1 protein-coding gene is annotated in these 578 nt (G+C 64.5%); it reads left to right on the forward strand.

Going from position 1 to position 578, the window contains the following annotated elements; all coding sequences use genetic code 11:
- Positions 1-26 precede the first annotated feature (26 nt).
- Positions 27-578, forward strand: a 552-nt coding sequence (locus tag AUCHE_RS15335) for a sigma-70 family RNA polymerase sigma factor (protein ID WP_162137270.1), incomplete at its 3' end; no start/stop codon positions are given.

A 578-nucleotide genomic window follows, 5' to 3' on the forward strand; every position in this document is an offset into this window, starting at 1 on the left:
CCGGCCATGTGTATACGGATGATCTGGTGTCGGCGGGTATGGCGGCGTTGGCGATGGCGGCGCGGAGTTTTGATGCGTCGTTGGGGGTGCCTTTCGGTCGGTATGCGGTGCGTCGTATCCGTGGTGCGTTGTTGGACGAGTTGCGTAGTGCTGACTGGGCGACGCGTTCGTTGCGTGCGAAGGTGCGTAAGCGGGATGCGGTGCATGACGAGTTGGCGGCGTCGTTGGGTCGTCGTCCTACGGATGTGGAGACGGCTGCGGCGATGGGTGTCGAGGTGGCCGAGTTGGAGCGTTTGGATGCGGATCTGCATTCGAGTGTGGTGTTGCGTCTGGACGTGATCACCGACACGGTGGGCGCCGACTCCGTCCTGCCCTCCACCCGGGACACCCCCGAAGCAGCCCTCATCGCCCGCGAACGCCAGGCCTACCTGCGCGACGCCATCGAAGTCCTCCCCGAGCGGTTGCAGGTCGTGGTGCGGGGGTGTTTCTTCGAGGATCGTCCGATGCGGGAGTTGGCGTCGGAGTTGGGTGTGACGGAGTCGCGGATCAGTCAGATGCGGGCTGAGGCGTTGAAGTTG

Source organism: Austwickia chelonae NBRC 105200 (genome assembly GCF_000298175.1).
GTDB lineage: Bacteria > Actinomycetota > Actinomycetes > Actinomycetales > Dermatophilaceae > Austwickia > Austwickia chelonae.